This window comes from Laceyella sacchari (assembly GCF_024927925.1).
Classification (GTDB): Bacteria; Bacillota; Bacilli; order Thermoactinomycetales; family Thermoactinomycetaceae; genus Laceyella; species Laceyella sacchari.
This window is the reverse complement of record NZ_CP103866.1, coordinates 2156716-2180987: the sequence shown is the minus strand read 5'-3', so window position 1 is coordinate 2180987 and position 24272 is coordinate 2156716. Positions and strand designations below refer to the sequence as shown.

Here is a 24272-nt window from a genome sequence, read left to right as displayed (position 1 = left end):
CTTTGATTTGGGAGGTAAGGCATCGATGGATAAAAAGCAAATTGCAGATATTTACTCCCTTTCACCCATGCAGGAAGCCATGTTGTTCCACTCCATCCACGACGAGGGAAACGCTTATTTCGAGCAAATGGCGCTAACCATCGAGGGTAGCCTGGATATCGACAAGTTTGCGGAGAGCGTGCAGTGGATTGTGGACAAATATGAAGTGTTCCGGACGATTTTCAGTTACAAGAAACTAGCCAAGCCGCGGCAAGTGGTTTTGCGGCGACGCAAAGCGACATTGGATTACCATGACATCAGCCAACTGCCCACGGAAGAGAAAGAAGCATTTCTCAGCGAATATAAGCGCAAAGATCGCGAAAAAGGGTTTGACTTGTCGCGGGATATGTTGGTGCGGTTTGCCATAGTGAAAACGGAGGCTAACCGCTACGAATTTATTTTCAGCCACCACCATATCCTGATGGACGGTTGGTGCTTGGGTATCGTGCTTGATGAGTTGTTTGATATTTATGGGCAACTGCTGTCGGGCAACAAGCCGGTGCTGACAAAAACGACCCCTTACAGCGAGTATATCCGCTGGCTGGACAAACAAGATCATGATGAGGCGAAGGCGTACTGGAAGGCGTATCTGGAAGGATACACGCAGATGAGCGAGATTCCGCGCCAAGGCTATCACACGAGCGGTGACGAGTTCCAGCCGGAAGAAATCGTCTGCACATTAGATCAAACGGTAGTAAAACGCTTGACCAAATTGGCGCAACAACATCACCTCACCTTGAACAACCTGTTCCAATGCATTTGGGGTGTCCTGTTGCAACGGATGAATCACACGGATGATGTGGTATTCGGGGCAGTTGTGTCAGGCCGCAACAAAAACATTCGCAATATCGAAAACATTGTTGGCTTGTTCATCAACACGATTCCGGTTCGCGTGCGTACCAAAGAGGGTGCTTCGTTCATCGAGTTGGCGCAAACGGCCAAACAGTCGACGATCGCATCCGAAGAGTACGATTACTTGTCCTTGGCGGATATCCAAGCCAACAGCGCGTTGAACAACCATTTGTTTGATCATCTGTTCGTGTTTGAAAACTATCCCTTTGATGCTGACGCCATGGATGAGAGCACGGCCAAAATGGGTTTCAAAGTGGTCGGTTCCGAGGCGTATGAACAAACCAACTACCAGTTTAACGTGTTGGTCATTCCTTATGATGAGGATCGGATTGAAGTCAGATTTTCATTCAACCGAGCGATGTTTGATCCGGTGTTTGTGCAAAATCTGACCCGCAACTTTCGCCATGTGATTGAGCAAGTATTGGCAAATCCACAGGTGCCGGTAGCCGAGATCAGTGTGATCTCCGAAGAAGAGAAGCAACAAGTGCTGACAGCATTTAACCAAACAGATGCCAACTATCCGACCGCACAAACCATTCATCAACGCTTTGCTGAACAAGTGGCACGGACGCCGGACAACATCGCAGTGGTGTTTGAAGAAGAGCGGCTTACTTACCGCGAGTTGGAAGATCGCGCTAATCAATTGGCCGTCATGCTGCGCGAGCGCGGGGTGAATCGGGATCAAATCGTGGGCTTGATGGTGGAACGTTCCATCGAAATGATCGTCGGCATGCTGGCGATATTGAAAGCAGGCGGCGCATACATGCCAATCGATCCGCTGTATCCGCAAGACCGCATCACCTACATGCTGGCAGACAGCGGCACGAACCTGTTGCTGACGCGGAAAGGGCTGGAAGTGCCGGGCTCTTACACCGGTGAAATCATTTATTTTGACGATATTGTTTGGCAAGAAGGAGCAGAAGCGCCCACCTCGGTGAATGAGCCGCAGGATATGTGCTACATCATCTATACCTCCGGTTCGACAGGCAATCCCAAAGGGGTGATGGTGGAGCACCGCAATGTGATCCGCTTGCTGTTTAACGACCGCAACCTCTTCGATTTCTCCGAGTCCGATGTGTGGACGATGTTCCACTCCTTCAGCTTCGACTTCTCGGTGTGGGAGATGTACGGGGCCCTCTTGTACGGCGGAAAGTTGGTCGTGGTGCCGGCGTTGATGGCCAAAGATACCAAAGCGTTTTTGGATCTCCTGAAGCGGGAGCGGGTAACCGTTTTGAACCAAACGCCAACCGCGTTCTACCAATTGTCCAACGTGGAGATGATGGGACCGAAATCGGACGAAATGTCGGTGCGGATGGTGATCTTCGGCGGGGAAGCCTTGGCACCGAGCATGTTGAAACCGTGGCGAGAGCGGTATCCGCAAACGAAATTGATCAACATGTACGGGATCACGGAAACGACTGTGCACGTGACTTACAAAGAGATCACGGAACGGGAGATAGAGTCCAATGTAAGCAACATCGGGGTGCCGATCCCGACGTTGAAAGTGTATGTGTTGGATGAACAGATGAATCCGGTGCCCATCGGGGTTGCAGGAGAGATGTATGTCAGCGGGGCAGGTGTAACGCGGGGGTACTTAAACCGGCCGGAGTTGACAGCGGAGCGTTTCATCGAGGACCCATTTAACCCTGGGGCGCGGATGTACAAATCGGGGGACCTGGCGCGTTGGCTGTCTGACGGCACGTTGGAATACTTGGGCCGGATCGACCATCAAGTAAAAATCAGAGGACATCGGATCGAGCTGGGAGAGATTGAGACGAAGCTGCTGGAACATCCAGCGATCAACGAGTGCGTGGTGATGGCGCGGACAGATGAATCCGGTGCCGCTTATCTCGCTGCATATGTCGTGGCGAGTCAGGCGTGGACGGCAACTGAGCTGCGTCAACATCTGGGAGTGACCTTGCCGGAGTACATGGTGCCTTCATATTTCGTAGAGTTGGACAAGTTCCCGCTCACGTCAAACGGCAAGGTGAACCGTAAGGCGTTGCCGGTGCCGGAGAAAGTATCCACGGCCAATTATGTTCCTCCCACCAACAGAATTGAAGAAGCGTTGGTTGGCATTTATCAAGAAGTCTTGGGCGTGGAGCGAGTTGGTATCGAAGATCATTTCTTTGAATTGGGAGGCCATTCGATCAAAGCCATGATGCTGACTTCGCGCATCCTGAAAGAGTTGGACGCGGATGTTCCACTGCGGGAAGTGTTCGCCCGAGATACGGTCAAAGAGTTGGCCGCTTATATCAAAAAAGCGAAAAGCAGCTCGTTTGCGGCGATTGAGAAAGCAGAAGAGATGGAATATTACCCTGTGTCTTCGGCGCAAAAGCGCTTGTATGTGGTAGAGCAACTGGAAGAAGGAGGCATTGGGTACAACATTCCGATGACCTTGGAACTCATCGGGAAGCTCAATCGGGAGCAATTGGAACATGCGGTAAGACAATTGGTTGTACGCCATGAATCGTTCCGCACCTCTTTCCACATGCGGGATGGCGAATTGATGCAAAAAATTCATTCGGATGTCACGTTGCAAGTGGAGTGGGTGACGGCGAAAGATGAATCGGAAGTGCAAGCGTTGATCGATGCGCGCATTCGTCCTTTTGATCTGAGCCAGGCTCCATTGTGCCGCATCGCGGTGATTCAGGTCGAGGAAGAGCGCCACATCATGTTGATGGATATGCACCACATCATTTCCGATGGCGTTTCTACTGAAATTCTCTATCGTGAACTGGTTCGCTTGTACCATGAAAAAGCATTGCCCGTGCAAAAGATCCAATACAAAGATTATGCAGTGTGGCAACATTCGCTCCTGCAATCGGAAGAGTGGAACAAGCAGGAAGCATTCTGGTTGCAAGAATTCCAGGATTCTGTGCCGACCTTGGAGTTGAAGACGGACTTCCCGCGGCCTGCGGTACAACAACTGACCGGAAAGCTGATCACCTTTGCGGCCGATCCGGACCTGAAAGAAAAATTGCAGTCCTTTGTGGCTGAGGAAAAAAGCACACTGTATATCGTGTTGCTGTCGGTCTACAATGTGTTGCTGGCAAAGTACACAGGCCAAGAAGATATCGTGGTGGGCGCTCCGATCACGGGCCGTTCTCATGCCGATCTGGAATCCGTTGTCGGGATGTTTGTCAACATGTTGGCCCTGCGCAATTTTCCAAAACAAGACCAATCCTTCACCGAGTTTGCAGCGGATGTGAAAAAGCGGGTGCTGACCGCTTTTGAACACGGTGATTATCCATTTGAAGAATTGGTTGAAAAATTGCAAGAGCAACGGGATTTGAGCCGTCATCCGATTTTTGACACGACCTTTACGATCCAAAGCTTTGAACCGGATCAAGGTCAAGATGATACCCTCCGGTTCGAGGCGTATGAGACGGATTGGAATACCGCTAAATTCGATATGAGCTGGACATTCGACGAAACCGATTGGAGCCTTTCCGTCGAATACGCAACCCATCTGTTTAAGCCGGAAACGATTAAACGCATGGTTGGCCATTATTTCCATTTGCTCAAACAAATCATCGACAATAAGACGGTGAAATTGTCTGAGTTGGAGTTGGTGACCGACGAAGAAAAACAACAATTGCTGGTCGAGTTCAACGCAACCGAAGGAGCAGATCCGACCGTGCAGAATGTTGTTGCGTTGTTTGAAGAACAGGCGCAACGCAATCCTGATCATCCCGCAGTGGTGCATCAAGGCCAGTCAGTAACTTACCGCGAGCTGAATGACCGGGCCAATCAATTGGCGCGTCGTTTGCGTCAACAAGGTGTGGACAAAGAACAGATTGTTGCTCTCATGTTCCAACCCTCGGTTGAGATGCTGGTGGGTATTTGGGGCGTGTTGAAAGCAGGCGCCGCATATTTGCCGATCGACCCCAATTATCCGGCCGAGCGCGTTCGGTATATGCTCGATGACAGCCGCGCGAACTTATTGCTCACGCATGCTTCGGTTCAAATGCAAGTGGACTGGGACGGGGATATGTGGCTGATCGATGATGCCTCTTTCCGTCAAGGAGAGACAACCAACCTGGGCATCCAGGCAGAAGCGGATGATCTGGCTTATGTGATCTACACGTCGGGGTCCACAGGTCAGCCCAAAGGGGTGATGGTGGAGCATCGGGCACTGATGAATTTGTGCCTGTGGCATGTGGAGCGCTTCAATCTGACGGTGGATGACCGCAGTACCAAATACGCGGGCTTTGGTTTTGACGCTTCTGTATGGGAGATTTTCCCGACGATGGTGGCGGGTGCAACACTGTATATGGTGGAAGAAGATGTTCGTTACGACGTAGCTGCCTTAAATGAATTTTTCCAAGAGCAGGGCATCACGATCAGCTTCTTGCCGACTCAATTTGCTGAGCAGTTCATGAAACTGCCCAATCAAACGCTCAAAACCTTGTTGATCGGTGGCGATCGTGCTCAACACATCGTTCCACAGTCGTATGAAGTGGTCAATAACTACGGCCCCACCGAAAACGCTGTTGTTGCCACCAGCGGACGGATTGATGAAAACGCCAAAGTGATCACGATCGGAAAACCGATCACCAACAATCGCGTGTATATCTTGAATGAACACCATCAATTGCAACCGATCGGTGTGCCAGGGGAACTTTGCTTGAGCGGTCAAAGTTTGGCTAGAGGTTATCTGCACCGCCCTGACCTGACTCAGGAACGGTTTGTGGACAATCCGTTTGAGCCGGGGCAAAAAATGTACAAGACAGGGGATTTGGTGCGGTGGTTGCCGGACGGTACCATTGAATTCTTGGGGCGGATCGACGATCAAGTCAAAATTCGCGGTTTCCGCATCGAGACAGGGGAAATCACCAGCCGTCTGATGGCGCATCCCGCAGTGCAAGAAGCGGTAGTTGTAGCTCACACGGATGAGCAGGAGACGGCGCTTTGTGCCTATGTCGTAACCACCGACGGCGAATGGACATACGCAGACATGAGACAGCACCTTGCTCAGACCTTGCCGGATTATATGATTCCTGCGCACTTGGTAACTTTGCCGGCTCTGCCAATGACAGCCAACGGCAAAGTGGATAAGAAAGCCTTGCCCAAGCCGGATCGTACAGCGAGCTCCGACCGGGAGTATGTAGCGCCGCAGACGGATCTGGAACGCGAGTTGGCCATGATGTGGCAAGAGACCTTGAATGTAGACCGTGTGAGTGTTCTTGACCACTTCTTTGAATTGGGCGGTCATTCGCTGAAGGCCATGGCCTTGGTGTCGCAAATTCAAAAGAAATGCGATGTGCACCTGTCTCTGCGCGATATTTTCAGCCATCCGACGGTGAAAGAGTTGGCGACTTTGATCGAGCAGGCGGATACCCGCAAATATACTGAGATCAACCCGGTTGAGAAACGCGATTATTATCCTGTCTCCTCGGCGCAGAAACGAATTTATGTCACGCAACAGTTGGAAGAAGGCGGAATCAGCTACAACATGCCGATGGTGTTGCGTGTGGAAGGGCAGCTTGATCTGGCTCGCTTGACCGAAGCTGGCACTCGGTTGATCGCCCGCCATGAGTCCTTGCGCACATCGTTTGGTTTTGTAAACGGAGAATTGGTGCAATGGATTCATCCTCATGTGGAATTTGCCGTGACTCAGCAGAAAATCGCCGATGAATCCGAACTGGATTCCCTCCTCTCTTCTTTGATCCAGCCGTTCGATTTGGCGCAAGCGCCATTGTTCCGGATGGCATTGGTCGAAGTGGAAGAAGATTTGCAGTATCTGGTTATGGACATGCACCACATTATTTCGGACGGCGTCTCTGTGAACCTGATGCTTAAAGAGCTTTGCAGCTTCTATGATGGGGCTGACTTGCCTCCGCTCCGCATTCACTATAAAGATTTCGCGGTGTGGCAAAATGGGCACAGAGAAACAGAACAATGGCAAGCGAAAAGAGCGTATTGGTTGAAAGAGATGGGCGGGGAACTGCCTGTGCTGGAATTGCCGACAGACAAACCGCGTCCGCCGGTGCAACAGTTCGACGGAGATTACTTCACCATGGCAATCGATGCCGCGTTGATGCAAAAGCTGGATCGTTTCTTGATAGAGAACAATGTGACTTTGCATATGGCGTTGATGGCAACCTATCATGTGCTTCTGTCCAAATACGCAGGGCAAGAAGATATCATCGTCGGTTTCCCGGTGGCCGGCCGAGACCATCCCGACTTGGAGCAAATGGTGGGCATGTTTGTCAACACCTTGGCGATCCGCACTCAGCCGCAACCGGACAAAACGTTTTCCGCCTTCTTGGCTGATGTGAAGGAACGCATGCTCAAAGCGCTGGAAAATGGCGATTATCCGTTTGAAGAGTTGGTCGATCAACTGGACGCACACCGCGACTTGAGCCGCCATCCGCTGTTTGACACGATGTTTGCCGTGCAAAACATGGAGATGTCTGATATGCGGTTGTCTGGCTTCCCGCTGACGCCTTATGAATGGGAATGGAATAAAATCAAATTCGACTTGAGCTGGACAGTGGAGAAAGATGATGCCACACAGTTGACCATCGGCTACAGCACACATTTGTTTGAGCAAGCGACGATCGCTCGCATGGCTGGCCACTTTGTCCGCCTGTTGGAGCAAATCGTGGAGAACCCGGATTGTCGTCTGGCCGATTTGCAACTGGTGACAGCAGAAGAACAGGAACAACTGCTGGTCGCATTTAATGATTCTGAGATGGAGTTCCCAGTAGATCAAACCATTCACTCCCTGTGGGCGGAGCAAGTAGCTCGCACGCCAGACAAGCCGGCGGTCGTATTTGGTCAAGAACAACTCACTTACCGGGAATTGGACATCCGCTCCAATCAGTTGGCAAGATTGTTGCGCGGCAAAGGTGCCGAACGTAACCAGATCATCGCCTTGATGATGCCTCCTTCCTTAGAAATGATCGTCGGCATGCTGGGCGTTCTCAAAGCCGGTGCAGCTTATCTTCCGGTCGATCCCAATTACCCGCAACACCGGATTGAGCATATGCTGTCTGACAGCGAAGCCGCCTTGTTGCTCACATTGGGTGAACCGACTGTCCCTGAAGCTTATGCGGGAGAAACCATCCGGGTTGAAGAGATCCCATGGACCGAACTCGACGGCAATGCGGTGGATAATGGCAACGATGCAAGTGATCTCGCCTATATGATCTATACCTCGGGTTCAACCGGAAAACCGAAAGGGGTCATGATTGAACACCGTTCCGTCTGCAACTTGCAGTTGGTGGCCCATGCGCTTGGCATCACGGAAGATAGCCGCGTCCTGCAATTCGCTTCTTTCAGCTTTGACGCATCTGTATGGGAAATCTTCCCGTCCTTGCTCCATGGTGCAACGGTGGTGATGGAGGAGAAAGAGAAACTCTTCTACGACTTCGCCGGTTGGTTAAGAGCCCAAGAGATCACAACCATGACCTTGCCGCCTACGGTGCTGAAGTCGTTGTCACCAGAAAACTTGCCGGCTTTGCGCACTGTCGTTACCGCGGGAGAAGCTTGTCCACAAGATTTGATCAAAGTCTGGAGTAAAGACTTTACCTTCATCAACGCTTACGGTCCGACCGAAACCACGGTTTGCGCCACATTGGCTAAGCTTTCACCGGATATGAGCAAACCGCCGATCGGTAAGCCGATTGCAAACCAAAAAGTATATATCGTCAATGAGTACAACCAGCTCCAACCGATCGGTGTGCCAGGAGAGTTGTGCGTCAGTGGAGCCGGTCTGGCACGGGGTTACTGGAACCGTCCGGATCTCACCGCAGAGAAATTCGTCGACAATCCGTTTGTGCCTGGTGAGAAGATGTATCGCACCGGCGACTTGGCTAGATGGCTGCCAGATGGCAACATCGAGTATCTCGGACGGATCGACGAACAAGTGAAAGTGCGTGGCTTCCGGATTGAGACCGGGGAAATTGAAGCGAAGTTGCTGGAGCATCCCGCCGTCAACGAAGCGGTCGTGATCACGCGGGAGATAAATGGAGAAACGGTGTTGTGCGGGTATGTTATTGCTCCAAGTACAGTGGGTGATGCAGACTTGCGCGCGCATCTGGCGACAGAGTTGCCTGACTATATGATCCCGTCATATCTCATTCAGTTGGATCAGTTCCCGCTTACACCCAATGGCAAAGTAGACAAAAAAGCTTTACCGGAGCCAGAGGGCGCTCAAACAGGCGACACCTACGTGGCCCCGGCAAACAAAGTAGAGAAACGATTGTCCCGGATATATGAAGAAGTGCTCAACGTGGAGCCTGTCGGCGCAATGGACCATTTCTTCAAGTTGGGCGGTAACTCACTCAAAGCGATGCTGTTGACAGCGCGGATTCATCAAGAGCTGGGTGTGCAAATTTCCTTGCGCGAGGTATTCTCTCGCCCCGTCCTGCGCGAGCTGGCGCACGTGATTGGCCAAGCGGAACAAACGGGCTTTGAGGAGATCCGCCCTGTAGAAGAACGCGACTACTATCCGGTTTCTTCGGCACAAAGACGTTTGTATGTCACTCAGCAATTTGAGAATGTGCATGTCGGCTACAATATGCCGCTTATCTCGGAGATCAAAGGAAATCTGTTCATCGCGCAACTGGAGAGCGCATTCGCCCAGTTGGTTCAGCGGCACGAATCTCTCCGCACTTCATTCCACTTCCATGAAGGGGAATTGGTGCAAAAGATCGCTCCAACCGTACCTTGCCAGATCGAGCGGGTAACTGCCACCAACCTGGAGGAAGCGAAGCGCATGGCCGAGTCGTACATCCGGCCATTTGACCTGAGTCAAGCCCCGCTGGCGCGCATGACATTAATTTCGTTGGCTGAAGATCATCACATCTTGGTGTTTGACATGCATCACATTATTTCTGATGGCATGTCGATGGATATCCTGATGCATGATCTGATGAGCCTGTACCAACAAAAAACGTTGCCAGCGCTCAAGGTTCAGTACAAAGATTACGCCGTATGGCAAGAGCGCTACATGCAAACGGAGCAGTGGAAAAAAGATGAGGCTTATTGGGTGAACCAATTCTCCGGTGCTCTGCCGGTGTTGGAATTGCCCACCGACTATCCGCGTCCAAACGTGATGCGCTTTGATGGAAACCAAGTGGGCTTCCAACTGGATGCTGCGTTAACCAGCCAGGTGAAGCAATTCGCGTCTGAGCGGCAAGTTACGTTGCACATGGTTTTGATGGCCGCTTATCAGTTGCTCTTGTCCAAGTATTCAGGGCAAGACGACCTGATTGTGGGTTCCCCTGTTGCGGGACGGCCACATCCGGATCTGCAATCGACAGTGGGGATGTTTGTTAATACCCTGGCTATCCGCAACCGCCTGCAACCGGAGCAAACGGTTGAGTCTTTGGTCGACGCCGTCAAACAGCAGGTGTTAGAAGCATATGAGCATGCGGAATATCCCTTGGAAGAGCTGTTGGAACGGTTGGATGTGCAGCGCGATCTCAGCCGCCAGCCATTGTTTGATACCCTGCTCACCGTGCAGAACATCGACATGAGCGAGCTGGAGTTGCCCGGCCTTCATATCGAGCCAGTCGACATGGATTGGAAAGCAGCTAAGTTTGATATGAACTGGGTGTTTGTCGAAGCAGATCAATTAGAATTGACGGTAGAATACAGCACCCGCCTCTTTAAACAAGAAACAATCGAGCGAATGGTTCGCCATTTCACTCATCTGTTGGCACAAGTGGTAAATCAACCGTCTGCGCGGTTGGCCGACTTGGAGCTGTGCACGGAAGAAGAGAAACGGCAAATCTTGGTTGACTTTAACCAAACGCAAGCGGAATTCCCCCGCGAAGCGACTGTGCATCAACTGTTTGAACAACAAGTGGCCCAAACGCCTGAGCGCATCTGCTTGGAGTGGGAGAACCGCACCATGACGTATGCGGAAGTAAACAGACGGGCAAACCAATGGGCTCGCGTATTGCGCGCCAACGGCTTGCAACCCAACCAACGGGTGGGGGTCATCGCCGATCGCTCCTTCAATCAGATCATCGCCCTGCTGTCCATTCTCAAGGCAGGCGGCGCGTATGTTCCGATTGATCCCACCTATCCCGTGGAGCGCATTCAATATATGTTGTCTGACAGTGATGTGCGACTCTTGTTGATGCAACCTGATTTGAGTGTGCCGCAAGGATATAATGGAGACGTGATTTTCATCAACCAATCCTTTGGCTTGGATGAAGAGGATACCAACTTGACCAACGTGAACACGGCGGATGATTTGGCTTACATCATCTATACGTCCGGTTCTACCGGTAAGCCGAAAGGAACGTTGACCATTCACCGCAACATCGTCAGAACGATTGTCAACAACGGATATATTGAAGTTGGGGAAGAGGACACCTTGATGCAACTCTCCAACTACGCTTTTGACGGATCAACCTTTGACATTTACAACGCTTTGTTAAACGGAGCGAAGTTGATTCTGGTGCCAAAAGAGTTGCTTATGTCGCTGGAAGATCTGACAAAACTCATCCGGGAGCGGGAAGTTACTATCAGCTTCATGACCACGGCTCTCTTCAACACCTTGGTCGAGTTTGATCTCTCCTGCTTTGACAAGATGAAGAAGATTGTCTTCGGCGGTGAAAAAGCATCGCTGGCCCATGTGAAAAAAGCGGTTGCCTATCTGGGCGACGGTCGGTTAATCAATGGTTACGGCCCCACAGAAACCACGGTTTTTGCTACGACGCACGCCATCACGCAAGAGGTAGCGGCGACGAACCGGGTGCCGATCGGCAAACCGCTGAACAACACCACCGTGTATGTGCTGAACGAGCGGAACCAATTGCAACCGATCGGGGTTCCGGGAGAACTTTGCGTCGCTGGAGACGGTGTGGCTCTAGGGTACTTAAACAATCAGAAACTTACTGAGGAACGGTTTGTACCCAATCCGTTTAAAGAAGGAGATCGGATGTACCGCACCGGAGACTTGGTTCGGTGGTTGCCGGATGGCAGCATTGATTATATCGACCGGATTGACCAGCAAGTGAAGATTCGCGGACACCGCATCGAATTGGGAGAGATTGAGAGCAAGTTGCTTGAACATCCCGGTGTCAAAGAAGCGGTTGTGCTGGCGCTGGAAGAAGAATCCGGCCAAAACCCATCCTTCCTGTGCGCGTATGTCGTTTGCGAAGAGCAGGAAGAAGCGGCTGACCTGCGCCGTCACTTGGAGCAGTCGTTGCCCGATTACATGGTTCCATCGCATTACATCCAACTTGATGAGTTGCCGCTGACATCAAACGGAAAAGTGGATAAGCGCGCGCTGCCTCGCCCGGAAGCGAACACCGATGCAGGTGTGGAATATGTGGCTCCGACAACCGCCACAGAGAAGTTGCTGGCCGAAATATGGCAAGATGTCCTCAAGCGTGAGCGTGTTGGCATCCATGACAATTTCTTCACCTTGGGCGGGGATTCAATCAAGGCTATTCAGATTGCTGCCCGCGCCAGCCAACAGCAATATCGCTTGCAGATCAGTGATTTGCTCAAGCATCCGACGATTGCGTCTTTGGCTCCATATGTGTCAGTCAAGGGCGAAAACATGGAAAATCATGTGGTGGAAGGGCCGGTGCCCGTCACACCGGTGCAACAATGGATCTTCGGTTTGTCCGACGTTCCGGAACATTGGAACATGGCTGTGGTGTTGCACCGCCCGGAATGCTGGGATGCGGATGCCTTGCGCAAAGTATGGAGAAAGCTCGTTCAACACCATGATGCATTGCGCATGAGTTATTCCTTCCAAGATGGACAGTGGACGCAATTCAACCGAGGTTATGATGAGCAAGAGGCAGATGCTTATTTCACTGTGGAAGAGTTCAACCTGATGGACGAATCAGAGGAAGTGGATGTCGCCACAGTGATTGAGCGGGAGGCCAATCGTATGCACGAAAGCTTGTCGCTCACCGATGGGCCACTTGTCCGGTGCGGGGTGTTCTACACTCATGACGGGGACTATCTGCTGATCATCATTCATCACTTGGTGGTTGATGCGGTCTCCTGGCGCATCCTGTCGGAAGACTTATACTCTGCTTATGAGCAGGTGTTGCAAGAAAAAGAGATTATGCTACCCGATAAAACCACCTCCTTTAAAACATGGAGCGAATCGTTGCGCGACTATGCCAACAGTGACGCCTTCATGCAAGCCGAATGGCCGTATTGGCAAAAGGTGGTGGAACAGGAAGTGGCTCCGCTGCCTGTCGATATGGAAAGTGACGGCAAATATCTGATTCGGGATGTAGGCGTCGCGGAGATCACCTTCTCCAAGGAAGAAACCGAGGCGCTGTTGACAGAGGTGCATGATGCATATCAGACGGAGATCAATGACATCTTGTTGACCGCGTTGTCACTGACAGTCAAAGAATGGACGGGTGAGCCCGTGGCCGTTCACATGGAAGGGCACGGTCGGGAAGAGATCGCGGAACACGTGGATGTGACTCGCACAGTGGGTTGGTTCACTTCCATCTATCCCGTGGTATTCGATCTGACCGCGTTGGATGTCGCTAAAGCCATCCAAGAAGTGAAAGCGACGATTCGGTCCGTACCTAACAGAGGGATCGGCTATAGCTTGTTGCGGTATATGCTTGAACCGAGCAAGAGAGAGGCGCTTTCCTTTGTCCTGAAGCCGGAGATCAACTTCAACTATCAAGGGCAATTTGTGCAGGATGTAGAGGCGGGAGAAACAGAGTTGACGTCCGTTTCTGTCGGACAAGGGGTTAGTCCGCTCAACCAATGGCCGTTTAAACTGGATTTCAACGGGTTGGTTGAAGAGGGTCAATTGCTGATTTCGGTTCGTTATCCCAAAACGGTGTATCATCATAGCACCGTGGAAGGTCTGGTGCAACGTTATCAGGAGCACTTGCGCAACATCATCGCGCATTGCCTGAATAAACGTGCGGAACAGAAAGGACAACGAGTATAAGGTAGTGCGGCGATTGCCTTGGCAATCGCCGCTTTTTTTATGCATCGGTGTTGGAATTGGGTGTTTTTATCTCCTTTTTTATTTATCCAATTTGATTCTGCCTTCCGTGTTGATGGTCAACTTGCTTGACCCACCGCCGCCGTTCAGCGAGCCCTCCATGGTGAAGACGCCTTCGTTATCTTTCACCGCCGGGGCGGAAAAGCTGGAAGAGATCCCTTGATCGGAGCGGAGGTTTACATGGACGGCTTCGGTGCCCACATTTACTTTGACGTCACCAAAGCTGGAACGAATTTGGCTGTTACCAATGATGCCTTTGGCCACGGAGACGTTGACTGCACCGGAAGAGGAGCTGATGGAGAACGGTGCATCAATTTGTTGCAAGTTGAAGTTGCCATGTGCTGTTTTTCCGGTCAGTTGATTACCTTTGAATCCATTAAGTTTGAAGTCGCCTTCGTTGGTGTTTAAGTTCAACTCAGCTGCTTCCAAGTTCTCGGCGGTAAAGTTGGCGTTTTGCGAATGCAGTTTGATGGATTGATAAGATTTTTTCGGCACATAGATGTGAAGTGTGGGGGTGGTGGTGTTAAGGCCAAACACGGAAGGGCCGGCACCCATTTTTACTTGCAGGGTATCACCACTCACGTTTGCATCTAACTTGGTATCATTATCTACATTAGTTAGCAAAACCTTGATCTCATTGCTATCAGACTGATGGAGTTGTACGCCAATCTCTTTGGAATAAATGTCAAGCACGGAAACATTGTCGGCGAGAAAACTTTTTTGAACTTGTCCCTTTTTCGAAGTATCAATGGCACCAGCGTCTAACTTGATGTTGCTGTTGGAATTGGAGTTGTTGGTGTCGAAGTCTGGATCGTCCAGGTCCAAAGAACATCCTGACATGACGGTCAATGAAAGTACCAAGCCAGCGATAAAAGAAGTTTTTCTCATGTTTACATCCTCCTAATAATTTTGTGTATTTGGTTTGTTTGAATTGTGGATCATGTATATCATCATCTTCCAACGAGGTGAAAATTGGAAGCGGTTTTAAGCATTCGATTGCTTTTTCTTCAAGAACAAGGCGGTTGCAAGCAGTACCACCGTGCATAAGAAATAGAACCAGGTCAATTTGGACGTCAGATGCAGTCCATAAAAATCAAGTGCTGATTCGTATTGCATTGGTCCCATATACCACAATAGCAGGTAAATGACCTCAAACACATTCTTGGTGCCGCTGATTACGCCAGATAGCAAGGCAAGTGTTGGCGCAAAGCACATTCCCACCACCCAGGAGAGCAGAAAGTCCCAATCGCCAGCCATGATTGTATTCAGCGTGACGCCGATTCCTAGGGCAAAGGTGGCTAACAATCCGGCGATCCAGATGGAGATGGTTTGGAGCAAAGGTGGACCGCTGGATGTAACCAGTGCTGTCATGCGGTAGCGCTTTTCGCGAGTGGCCATTTGCGACCACAGCGCGATGGGCCAAACCAGCAATAATCCCATCCAATCCTTCAGTTCGTTGTATGGCAGAAACAGGCTTCCTGCGATCAACACCAGGGTGACAATGTACCACCAGCGCGGAAAATCTTTTGACATGAGCTTAAGTTCTACACGAATGTGGGGAATCAAGCCATACCGTTTTTCTCCTTGCAATGGGCTCAGGGCCATGGTTCCCGGAGTGAGCTCCTGTTGTAGCAAGGGTTTGACCGCCGGGTTCCCCAGTTTGCTCTCAGCGGGAGCGTGGCGATTCAGCAATGAATTGCGGCGAAAGATCAGAAGAGCTACCGCAAACAGCCCAATCGCCCAGACGAACCAAGTCAGGCGGGATTGGATGATGTCGGGAGTCCAAGTGATCCCGTCCCAGACAAAAGTTTGCAACTTCCCGATTTCGTTGTATCCGAAGCCGAAACTTTCGTCAGCCAGCGGAACGTGTTGTTTGGCATCGGCGATGATGGCAGAGAATATGAATTGCACTCCCATCACATCGGCCCAAGTATATTTTTCCAGACTGAACGCGCCGAGAGCGGCCCAAAGGAAGAAGTAAATAAAATTGCCCAATGCTCCCTTCAATCCAGGAATGACGTCAAAGAGGATCGTCAAGGCGGCCAGCACTGCGAAAGAAGGGACGATTACGAACAGAAACGGCGCGAAATAATCCCACACATTGATGATGATGCTCTCCCGCCGCACCAGTTGCATCGCCATGAATGCGAAGATGAGTGCCAAGTGCATCATCAGCAGGAGCAGCCAATTGCTAAGCGCTTTGGTGAACAGATAATGTCCATTTCGATAGGGAGAAGGGACAATCAATGTGCCGATGTTCAATTGCCGGTCTGTGGAAATGTTGCTTCTCAGCAGATAAAAGCCGAACAACCACAACAGTGTGGCAGAGGCCACGGTGGCCATCGCGCTCAACCAAGCGGAATTGTAAATCCCGCGCACGCCGCCGGTGTGTAGAATCGTATACCCGGCATCGCTGGTCGGCACTAGCGCGTATCCCATGAAGATGATCAGCGCGAGGGTGATCATAAATGGGTAACTGCGGATTTGCCGCAACATTTCAGTGCGAATAATGGTGAAAGTGTTCATGGCTTTCCCCCTTTCTTTAGGTCATGGTGTAATAGAGGTAAACGTCTTCAAGCGAGGCCGGGACATTTTCGGCGTCCGGGGCCGGCGGTTCATCGGAAACCACGCGAACCAAAAGTCCGTCGCTGCGATGGACAGCATGGCTGACGATGAAGTTTTTCTGGAGTGAATCAAGCTCTTCTGCCGGGATGACGCACTCCCACACCTTGTAGGCCAGCATTTCCAAGAGCGTTTCCGGTTTGGCGTTGGCGATCAGCGATCCCTGACGGATCAGGATGATCTGGTTAGCGATCGTTTCCACATCGGAGACGATATGGGTTGACAAAATGATGATGCGGTCTTTTCCGATCTGGGAAAGCAAGTTTCGGAACCGGATTCTCTCCGTTGGGTCCAGCCCTACAGTGGGTTCGTCTACAATCAGCAATTGGGGGTCGTTCAACAACGCCTGTGCAATGCCGACACGTTGCTTCATCCCGCCCGAATAACCGCCGATCATGCGCTTGGCATCATTGGTCAGGTTTAACAGCTCCAACAACTCATCGATGCGTTTGCGCGCTTGCTTCATGGGCAACCCTTTGATGGCGGCCATATATTCTAAAAACTCAATGGCATTTAAATTGGGATAAACGCCGAAGTCCTGTGGCAAGTAACCGAGCTCAGACCGCAGAGCCAACGGATGCTTGACGATGTCGACTCCGTTCCAAGTGACAGTGCCTTCAGTAGGTTGGTCAATGGTGGCCAAAATCTTCATCATGGTTGACTTGCCGGCACCATTGGGACCTAAAAATCCCCAGACCCCTTTGTCCAGCTCCAGGTTCAATTGATGTAGGGCCCGTTTTTTGCCGTAATGTTTACTCACATCTTTGATGGTCAAATTCATGTATCATTCGCCTTTCAAGTAAGTGATTGGTTATAGCATAAGAAATGAAAGTAAAAAGAAAGTAAAATCAAAGCAAAAGGTTGACAAAATAAAAACAAGCAGGTAAAACCCTGCTTGGCTGAGTGAGTTAAGCGCTGGCCAAATGGCGAGGTAGGGAAATGGTTACGGTGGTTCCTTTATTTAATTGACTGTGGACGTCAATCGTTCCTTTGTGTACAGAAATCAGCTGTTTGACGATGGACATGCCTAAACCGGTCCCTTCTGCCGGCGCGTCGGTGGGAGTGCCTCGGTAATATTTGACGAAGAGGTTATCCACTGTTTCTTTGTCCATGCCTTTGCCATTATCTTGGATCACGATCTGCACTTGGCTGCTTACACGGATCGACACTTGAATGGTTGTTCCCGGCGGATTGTGGATGATGGCGTTCATCATCAAATTTTGCAGGGCTCGTTTAAAAAGCTTTTCGTCGATTTCCGTTTCTGCGCGTTCGTGATAGGTATAAAATTCAATCTGGTCATCTTTGGCTCTGGGGTCGTTGGCCGCATCGGCGACTACCCGACGCACAAACTCGATGATGTCCACCTTTTTCAAATTCAGAGGAATTTTGTTTTCATCCAGTTGCAAGGACAGATTGAGATCTTGGATCAATTCTTGCAAATGGATTGATTTGGCGTGGATTTCTTTCAAAAACTGCTCTTTTTCCTCTTCCGTCCATTGGTAATGTGGTGACAGTAACATGGTTGTATAACCGTTGATGTAGGTGAGTGGCGTTTTTAAATCATGGGAGATGCCAGCGATCCATTCTTTTTTTAACTCATCTAATTGTTGTTTTTTTAATTCATTTTCTTGCAAGGTGTTTGTCAGCGTCCACACATTGAGCAACACATCCTGATAGAGTTGGTAAGGCTTTTTCATTTGATGGTTGTGGGGTTGATAACTGCGCTGAATTTTGTCAGGAACTGAGTAGTCTCCTTCAGCCAATTGACGGATCCAACTTATCAGGTGGCGGAGAGGCCGTCCCAGGTACCAACCGTAACTGATCGCAAACACCACAAACACGATGATGCCGAACAGCGGCGCTTGATTGAAGTTCTTATTGGATTCCGGGACGATTTCTTCGATGAACATCATGGACAATCCCAACAGGAACAACATTAAGAGCAAACTTAAGACGAAGTGCAGTGCGATGCGAAAGCTCATTTTCATGGACGTTCACCTTCCTTAGGGGGAACGAATTTATATCCGATACCCCGTAAGTTCACGATGAATTGGGGATTTTTGGGGTCGGGTTCGATTTTTTTACGCAGTTTGGAAACGTGGACGGCCACCGTTTTTTCGTCTCCCATCAACACGGAGTCCCATACTTGCTCATACAACTGGCTGGTTGTGAAAATCTGATTGGGATGTTCGCACAGAAAGATCATCAGGTCATATTCTTTTGCTGTGCAACGGACTTCTTTGCCATTAACAAACAATTGGCCCGTCTCTTTATTTACTGAAAAAGAACCGAAATCCCATTTGGTCGGTTTGGCTTGCATCGATTTTTTGAGGATGCTGCTTCGACGCAGATGGGCGTTGATGCGGGCGACCACTTCCAAGGGATTAAAGGGTTTGGTGATGTAGTCGTCGCCGCCGATCCCCAAGCCGGTCAACTTATCAAAATCGCTGGAGCGCGCCGACAGAAACAGAATCGGTGCTTCGGTCACATTGCGTAATTTGCGGCACAATTCAAAGCCATCGGTATCAGGTAGCATCACATCCAGCACAATGATGTCAAAGGGAGTCGTCTCCACAGCTTGTAAGGCTTCTTTGCTAGACGTAGCTTTCACGATGGAGTGAAACCCTTCTTTCAGCAAGATTTTTTCCAACATATTAAGAATGCCAACTTCATCATCTATTAAAAGAATTTTTTCTGTGCGCATTCATTCACCCTCACTTTGCATATCATTCTCCACCGTTCATTATAATTGTTTGGCAAACCTATGTCTTAAGTCTATGATAAAATTAGACAAATCGGCTACAGGTTACAAAGGCGGGTGGGTGAGAAAATGGCTATGCGAAGGGGGACTTGAGGAAAATGCGCTGTATTAGGAAGGATAAACATGCATGTTGGCTTAAGCACACAAAAGAAGGACAATTGAAAAAGCATAAAAGGTAAATGAAATGATAACAAAATCGCCATAACATGGTCTGGGGACTGATCCTTGTGAGGTAACGTGAGACGATAAAAATATAGCAGACTTACTCAAACAAAGGAGAACACCATGACAGAGCAACAACTGTTAGAAAAATACGCTGGGATTGTGCAATTTCAAGTTAGCTTATTCAACGATAAAGGTGAAGAGATACTGGAGCGTTTAGCGCCATTGATAGATATTCCTTTTGACAAACAAGCCTATATAGAGGCTAAAGGCAGAGAGAAAACTTCCATCTATCTCAAGCGAAGTCAAACTGACGCCCGATGTTTGGTTTTGGTTGAATTCATGACATATACTCACACGATCATCGTCCGATGCAAAGAAGAAGTGGGAGAAGCGGTTAGAGAACTGCTAGGTCGGGAAGAGAATAAAAATATCGAAAACACGTTGATCAAGCATAGCAAGATGAATACGATGGTGCGCCGGTACGGACTAAAAATCGATATCGTCGATGAGTTTGATCTGTGGAACACCGTGTTTAAAGACCGCAGGTTCTGGTGGGAGTATGTTCATTTTGAAACATATGAGTCAGATGATGATGACGATAGCATTTATCCTGAATTGGTCGATCCCATTCGCTTTCCTGTCACTGACGATGCGGGATTGATGGTATGGATCGGAGACTGCATTGACATGTCCACACTCCAACTGTTTCACCCTTCATTAGCCACTTCTTTTGAATTGGGATGGGATGACTTGTCTAGATGGCATCCGCATGTGCTCAGATGGGAAGAGTTTGAAAAGCTGTACCTCTTTCTCACCCTGCGTCATCCCGAGCAGTTTGTTGTTCCGTTTTTGCTGATGCTTCGGTTCGCGGTGGTGACACGACATGAGGATGCCAAGGCGATCGCCCGAAAAGTGAAGGCAGCATGGCGTTCATTGGGGCTGTTTTCTGAGGAGGAAATCGAACAATTCGATCGGATGGTTTGGTTCAAACCGCATTTTGAATGGACGCAAGATCCGGTTCATGGATGGTATCACGCATGCGATTCGCCTTTTGATGTGTATTCGATGCGGCATGTGTGCACTGATGAGTTTCCATTTCAAGCGTTGGCGGAGGTAATGCAAGCCATTGACCGGCAGATGGACGAGGCGTCCTGGAAAGAAGCAATGGCGAAATGGGATGCGTTGGTGGAGACATATTCAATAGACGATGATGAAAATTGGTTGGAACGGCGGCAAGGGGAATGCTGAGAGAGAATGCCGTACTGGATAGTTGTCTAAATCCGTTCTTGCTTTGAGGCTGAGGCACAGCGCGGATGCCTGAGTGCTCCGAAAAAATGAGCTCACAGCGAAGGCGTCGACCTGCCACTGGCTATGTGTGTGACATCGGTTGACGCCTTTTCTCTTACGAGCAATTGATACCACAGAATTGGTATAGACAATCCTACCAATATAAGATACATTATAAATATATAGAATATTCTATTAATATTGAATGAGGAGGTTGAGATGATGCGTGCTTGGAAAAAAATTGCGTTGCGGATGGCTCTGTTGGTTTTGGGATGTGGGTTGAGCGTGGCGGCGTTTGCCGAAGGTGCTTTTGCCCATGGTTATATCCAGTCTCCCGCCAGCCGTACGTATCTGTGCCAACAAAAGCAAAACACGGATTGCGGTCAAATTCAGTGGGAACCGCAAAGCGTGGAGGGGATAGGGTCATTTCCGCAATCGGGTCCGCCTGACGGATAGATTACAGGAGGCGGCCGTTATCCGGAGTTGTACGCGCAAACGTCAACTCGTTGGGCCAAAGTTACTCTGCGAGGGGGCAGCAATTCGTTTACTTGGTATCTGACCGCGCCGCATAGCACCAGAGAGTGGAAGTATTACATCACCAAGAAGGGATGGAATCCGGACAAGCCGATTGCTCGGTCCGATCTGGAATTGTTTTGTTATGTCTATGACGGGGGAAAACGACCGCCAAACACCGTAACCCACCAATGCAACGTACCGACCGATCGCACCGGGTACCATGTGATTTTGGGTGTTTGGGAAATTGCCGACACCGGCAATGCGTTTTATCAGGCTGTCGATGTAAACCTGGTTAACAGCAAGGTTACCCATGCTTCATGGTTGTTGGAGAGATCACGCATAGTCAATGCCCTATCTCAGTAAAAAATGGTTAGGGCGTGTCTGGTGAATGATTAATTGAGCCACATGATCAAGGAAATCAAGGTAATGGCGGCACAAAAATAAACCGCCCGTTTTTCATAACGAGTGGCGAAGCCACGCCATTGCTTCAGGCGGTTAATACAGCGTTCAATCACGTTTCGGCGTGAATATTGTTCTTTGTTGAAGGTCAGAGGACGCCCCGGCTTTTTGGCCCGACGCTCCGCCTGATCTCTGCGTTCGGGGATGGTATGGGAAATCCCACGTTTTTGAAGAAATCGACGACAAGACGGATAACTGTAGCCGCGATCGGCAATCAGATGATCCGGCCTCTTGCGAGGCCTTCCTTTTCCCAAACAGGGAACGGAAATGGAATCGAGTAATGCTTGTAATTGGGTACAGTCATGCTGTTGACCGGGAGTGATTGTAAAAGCAAGCGGTCGACCTTTTCCGTCACAAGCAAGATGGATTTTGGTCGTCAGACCTCCGCGGCTTCGTCCGAGTGCCTCATTCTGGAAGCGAGGGTCCCCCTTTTTTCGGCGCGCCTGCGGCGTGCTGATGAGCTCGGACAATCGTGCTGTCAACGAAAACAACCCAATCGACATCGGAAACGGCGTGGGAGTAAGTCTGAACATGCTTAAGCAAGCGATCCCACGTCCCATCCTTTTGCCAACGTGTAAAACGATAGTAGCAAGTTTTCCAAGAACCATAACGTGCAGGCAGATCCCGCCAGGGAGATCCCGTCCCAAACTTCCACAGGATTCCGTTCAAAATGGTTCGGTGGTCTTTCCACTGTCCGCCTCGTTTCCCATTCGAAGGCAATAAAGGCTCGATCTTTTCCCAAGCCTCATCTGTAATCTCATAACGCCGTCTCATCATGATGTCTCCTTGCTTTTGTTGTTATGAACATTCTAACAGGAAATCATGATGGATTCACCAGACACGCCCTAGAAGCTTTTCATCCCTGTCCCCACGGGGGTTATTGATCTGACCTCATAGGTATCTGGCCCATGCCATCCAAACGCAACGGGTGGCATGGGCGTTTTTTTATTTTTTTGTCGAGGTTTGAAAAAAGGCGTCATAACACAATTTCGCAAGTGATAAATATTATTATGCGGGAAAGGGGGGAAATGGAGAAACGAACATGAAGTAATGAATTGCAAGGGGAGTGTGAATGTGATGAAAAAGAAATGGAAATCCATGATTCTGGCGATCGTGTTTGTGTTGGCTGTTACCTTGGGAACCGTGTCAGTTAGTCCTGCTGAAGCCAGAACGGTGGTTCCGCTGGAATATGATTTGAGCCATGTCCAATACCAGATTGTGGACATTGATGGAAAGACGTACAGTTACAAAACCAGAGCCGAGTATGAAATCGCCGAAAAGAAGTTCAAACAAAAATGGGCCGTTCAGCAAGAGGGGATTAAAGCACAAGCTTCTGACTATGCGACCGAATCATTCCAACATGCCGACTTCCGTGGTTGGAAATACACGACACCCGTAGGATATTATACAAACTTCAACAACAGCTCTTACAATGATGAAGTTTCATCGCTCAAAACAGCTAGAAAAAGTTCGGGAACACGGGTTTGTTATCACAAAAATGGGGGCGAACCTTGCAAAACGTTTGGACCTGGACTGGATATTAGATATGTTGGTGATGGTTGGAATGACCAAATTTCTTATATTCAAGTATACCGTTAAGCTATTTCCCGCCCTTTGGGTGGGTTTTTTGTTTGCTGGAGGCGGATTTCGTCAGTTTGATTTGCTTAACAGGCGTACATGAGACTTGAGGCGGTTGCAAGACTTGCTTGGCGAAGGGTGGGTTGAATGTTGCATTTTGCAATGGCGGGGCATAGAGGTGAAAAGTGATGAGGCGTTGAGGTCCTGGATTGTACAAGGAGTGAACTTGTCCATAATCGCAATAAAGGAATTCCCCTGCTTGTTTTCGTTGTTCCTGATCGGGGGCGGTATCCGACGGAGTGGCGTAGATTCGGTTCACCACTGAGCCGGAGACAACATACAAGCAACAGATCGAATCGCCGTGATCATGGATCGGCGTTTCTGTGTATCCAGGCAAATGGATGACAATCGCTTCTACAGACTTGGAACGGTAGATGACGTTTCGGCCGTAGGGAAGAGGGGGAGCAGGAGCAGGAATGTGCGCGCTTATGCGTTCCAACGTGCATTCGGCCTGTTCAATCGCCTGTTTTAATGCCGTGAAATCAAGGTTCGGGCGGTTGCGCAGGGACATGGCGATGCATTCGATCATATTCATGCAATCTCCTCCTGTGTGATTAAAGAATGTCGTTCATCATGAGTAACTTACTCGAGATTCAAAAGGGAAAATGATCGGTGGGCTTTCTAGTATAGTGATGGTATCATTCCGTAGCCCGGGGACGTGTGAGAACGCGGGTTTGGGGACAGTGCTGTGGGTATGGAGGTGTGTGACGATGCTTGGACTGTTAGTTATATTATACCATTTGGCAATAGAATAGATCTTCTTTATGTAGCAAGAGGCTAGCCATTTGTTGGCTGTGATGGCGGTCGGTATGCGTTTTTCTTGAAAGAATTGATTGTTGATTAACGAAATTACCCTTTTGTTAACCAATAGAGAGGGGTTTTTCAAGTATTCATGTTGATTGATATAAAATGGTTGATAGCGAAGTCGGAAGCTAGTCCGAGCTAGGTGCGCCAATCTTTTTCCTG

At 49.7% G+C, this 24272-nt stretch carries 10 protein-coding genes and 1 pseudogene; 4 read left to right on the top strand and 7 right to left on the bottom strand.

Going from position 1 to position 24272, the window contains the following annotated elements; genetic code table 11:
* Positions 1-25 precede the first annotated feature (25 nt).
* The gene (locus NYR52_RS10590) at positions 26-13801 is read left to right on the top strand and encodes a non-ribosomal peptide synthetase (protein WP_259435609.1); all 13776 of its coding nucleotides are present in this window, start codon (positions 26-28) and stop codon (positions 13799-13801) included.
* Positions 13802-13879: 78 nt separating this feature from the next.
* On the opposite strand, the gene NYR52_RS10585 is transcribed toward NYR52_RS10590, so the two are convergent.
* From NYR52_RS10585 to NYR52_RS10565, 5 genes are all read right to left on the bottom strand, one after another.
* A complete protein-coding gene (locus tag NYR52_RS10585) occupies positions 13880-14746 on the bottom strand; it encodes a DUF4097 family beta strand repeat-containing protein (RefSeq protein WP_154987921.1) in 867 nt (288 codons plus the stop codon).
* 96 nt (positions 14747-14842) lie between these two features.
* Positions 14843-16384, bottom strand: coding sequence for a hypothetical protein (locus tag NYR52_RS10580; RefSeq protein WP_259435608.1), 1542 nt, complete (start codon positions 16382-16384; stop codon positions 14843-14845).
* A 16-nt stretch (positions 16385-16400) separates the two neighbouring features.
* A complete protein-coding gene (locus NYR52_RS10575) occupies positions 16401-17261 on the bottom strand; it encodes an ABC transporter ATP-binding protein (RefSeq protein ID WP_259435607.1) in 861 nt (286 codons plus the stop codon).
* Between the two features lie 127 nt (positions 17262-17388).
* Positions 17389-18468: a HAMP domain-containing sensor histidine kinase gene (locus NYR52_RS10570; protein WP_132222174.1), complete on the bottom strand. Its 1080-nt coding sequence runs from the start codon at positions 18466-18468 to the stop codon at positions 17389-17391.
* Positions 18465-19184 carry a response regulator transcription factor gene (locus tag NYR52_RS10565; RefSeq protein ID WP_259435606.1) on the bottom strand — a complete coding sequence of 240 codons (720 nt, stop codon included), beginning with the start codon at positions 19182-19184 and terminating at the stop codon, positions 18465-18467. Before NYR52_RS10565 ends, NYR52_RS10570 begins: the two co-directional genes overlap by 4 nt.
* A gap of 342 nt (positions 19185-19526) precedes the next feature.
* Here NYR52_RS10565 and NYR52_RS10560 point away from each other — a divergent pair, with 342 nt between their 5' ends.
* Both NYR52_RS10560 and NYR52_RS10555 read left to right on the top strand, forming a co-directional pair.
* On the top strand, positions 19527-20654 hold the full coding sequence (locus NYR52_RS10560) for a hypothetical protein (protein WP_259435605.1): 1128 nt from the start codon (positions 19527-19529) through the stop codon (positions 20652-20654).
* A gap of 291 nt (positions 20655-20945) precedes the next feature.
* A pseudogene (locus tag NYR52_RS10555) lies at positions 20946-21572 on the top strand (lytic polysaccharide monooxygenase).
* A 29-nt stretch (positions 21573-21601) separates the two neighbouring features.
* On the opposite strand, the gene NYR52_RS10550 reads toward NYR52_RS10555, so the two are convergent.
* A protein-coding gene (locus tag NYR52_RS10550) for an IS5 family transposase (protein WP_375163146.1) occupies positions 21602-22442 on the bottom strand; the annotation gives its coding sequence in 2 pieces (ribosomal slippage) (positions 21602-22105 and positions 22107-22442; 840 coding nt in all).
* Positions 22443-22745: 303 nt separating this feature from the next.
* Here NYR52_RS10550 and NYR52_RS10545 point away from each other — a divergent pair.
* Positions 22746-23267, top strand: a complete 522-nt coding sequence (locus tag NYR52_RS10545) for a hypothetical protein (protein ID WP_259435604.1) — start codon at positions 22746-22748, stop codon at positions 23265-23267.
* 1 nt (position 23268) lies between these two features.
* Here NYR52_RS10545 and NYR52_RS10540 read toward each other — a convergent pair whose 3' ends face one another.
* Complete coding sequence (locus tag NYR52_RS10540) at positions 23269-23841, bottom strand: cysteine dioxygenase (RefSeq protein ID WP_259435603.1); 573 nt, start codon at positions 23839-23841, stop codon at positions 23269-23271.
* Between the last annotated feature and the right edge of the window lie 431 nt (positions 23842-24272).